The sequence below is a fragment of the Rhodopseudomonas sp. BR0C11 genome, from assembly GCF_010820945.1.
GTDB classification, from domain to species: Bacteria; Pseudomonadota; Alphaproteobacteria; order Rhizobiales; family Xanthobacteraceae; genus Rhodopseudomonas; species Rhodopseudomonas palustris_H.
In genome coordinates this window covers 1-1,919 of sequence record NZ_QTKI01000609.1, presented here as the reverse complement: position 1 = coordinate 1,919, position 1,919 = coordinate 1, and the positions used below count along the sequence as shown (strand labels likewise).

The 1,919-nt window shown below is 67.4% G+C and carries 3 protein-coding genes and 1 pseudogene; 3 read left to right on the top strand and 1 reads right to left on the bottom strand.

The genetic code is table 11. The features are described 5' to 3' along the window. From DYI24_RS25750 to DYI24_RS25740, 3 genes are all read left to right on the top strand, one after another. A partial coding sequence (locus DYI24_RS25750) for a phosphoenolpyruvate carboxykinase (ATP) (RefSeq protein ID WP_164574326.1) occupies positions 1-316 on the top strand: 316 nt, incomplete at its 5' end. 187 nt (positions 317-503) lie between these two features. Next, positions 504-905, top strand: coding sequence for a PTS sugar transporter subunit IIA (locus DYI24_RS25745; protein ID WP_011155923.1), 402 nt, complete (start codon positions 504-506; stop codon positions 903-905). Further along, positions 902-1,234: an HPr family phosphocarrier protein gene (locus tag DYI24_RS25740; protein ID WP_164574325.1), complete on the top strand. Its 333-nt coding sequence runs from the start codon at positions 902-904 to the stop codon at positions 1,232-1,234. The genes DYI24_RS25745 and DYI24_RS25740 overlap by 4 nt, the downstream gene beginning before the upstream one ends. A gap of 51 nt (positions 1,235-1,285) precedes the next feature. Here the strand turns inward: DYI24_RS25740 and DYI24_RS25735 are convergent. Then, positions 1,286-1,919, bottom strand: a pseudogene (locus DYI24_RS25735) (glycosyltransferase family 39 protein); the annotation flags it as partial.

Sequence of the window (1,919 nt, the reverse complement as noted above, 5' to 3'; positions counted from 1 at the left end):
ACTTATTGGCGACGACCGTGTCTTCATGGAACCGGACCAGGGACGGGTGACGGTTCGGCAGGTGCCAGAGCTTGCCGGCATGATTGAAATCCGCGGTCTCGGCCTGCGGCGGACGGCTTCGGCCGCTTGCGCCGCCGCCGGTCTGGTGGTCGATCTGGACGCTGCGGATGCGTCGCGCATGCCGGAGGCGGCCTCGTTGCGGACCGAAATCGGCGGCGTCCAATTGCCGCGGGTTCCGGTCGGTGCGGGCTACGATCCGCTACCCTTGGTAGTGGCGGCGCTGACAACAACCGACGCCGCGGAGGAGGACGCTTGATTGGAGGTTTGTTCGCAGCGATTTGGTAACTATATCAGCCACACAATCGTCACTGAACGGCCCCGCCGCAGCTCCTCAGCGCCTTGCCTTCGACGGAGAATCGCGAAGACCCCCTTGCATAGGGGCTCTGGATGGTCAAAGTGACCGGTTCGCGCGGTGCACCACAAGCACCCGCGAGGAGTTTCCGATGATTGGTCTGGTACTTGTGACCCACGGGCGCCTTGCCGACGAGTTCAAGGCAGCGCTGGAACACGTGATGGGGCCACAGCAACAAATCGAAGCCGTCACGATTGGCGCCGAGGACGACGCCGATCTGTGCCGCAGCGACATCATCGAGGCGGTCAACCGCGTCGACAGCGGCGAGGGCGTCGCGATCCTGACCGACATGTTCGGGGGCACGCCGTCCAACCTGGCGATTTCCTGCATGAGCCGGCCGAAAGTCGAAGTGCTTGCCGGCATTAATTTGCCCATGCTGGTGAAGCTCGCCAAAGTCCGCGAGGAACGCTCGCTGCCGGAGGCGATTGCGCTGGCCCAGGAGGCCGGGCGCAAATATGTCACCATCGCCAGTCGGGTATTGGCCGGTAAATGACGATCGACGCGCCTCAGCCCGGTTCCGGACCGGACCAAGCCTCCGGCGCTTCCGGCGATAAGATTTCCCGTGAGATCCCGGTCATCAACAAGCGCGGCCTGCATGCGCGGGCCTCGGCCAAGTTCGTGCAGATGGCCGAGCGCTTCAACGCCGAGGTCTGGGTCACCCGCAACGGTGAGACCGTCGGCGGTACCTCGATCATGGGCCTGATGATGCTGGCGGCGGGCATCGGCACCACCGTGACCGTCTCGGCCAGCGGTCCCGAAGCGCGCCGGGCGCTGGATGCGATCACCGGGCTGATGGGCTCGAAGTTCGGCGAAGAAGAATAGCGCCGCCGCCACGCCGGCCGGCCGGGCCGCCGCACCGGCGGCAACTCCCCGCTATTTTGCGCTCGCCCCCGAAGGCAGCACCAGGAAGAACACGTCGCTGACCCGCCCGCCCGGCTGTCCGAACAGCGGCCGGCTGAGCCACACCTTGCCGCGCAGGATCTGCGGCTGGCCGGCGATGATCTGCTCGGCGGTGGCGATACAGCCCTTGTCCTCGGCGGGGCACACCAGCACGGCGCCGCGCGCCCCGGCCCGCTGCTTCAGCGCGGCGAGATCGGCGGTTTCGAAGCCCAGCGTGTCGGTGCGCAGGTAGAAAGCGGTATTCTCGGCCAGCACGGTTTCGCCGGCCACCAAGGGAACCGGCTCGTCGCTGTGCCGGCGCCATTCGCGGTCGACGTGGTCGGCGAGCAGCGAGGCGTATTCGAACGGTCCCGGCGGATCGCTGAGGTGGATCACCAGCGCCACCACCGGCGACAGCGCCAGCGAACCGAGCGACACCGCGGAGGCAACGATCAGCCCGCGCCGCACCGCCTCGCGACCGACCGCGATCAGCGGCGAGGCCAGCAGCACGACCGGCAGCAGCGTGTAGGCCGGCATCGCCCAGAGCGGCACGATGCGGATGCCGGTGACGAGCGCCACCGGCATCGGCGCCACGATCAGCAGCAGCTGGATCAGCAGGATGGTGCGC

Coding starts and splice junctions, on each gene's coding strand:
- DYI24_RS25745 (WP_011155923.1), top strand. CDS start 504: ATGATTGGTCTGGTACTTGTGACCCACGGGCGCCTTGCCGACGAGTTC.
- DYI24_RS25740 (WP_164574325.1), top strand. CDS start 902: ATGACGATCGACGCGCCTCAGCCCGGTTCCGGACCGGACCAAGCCTCC.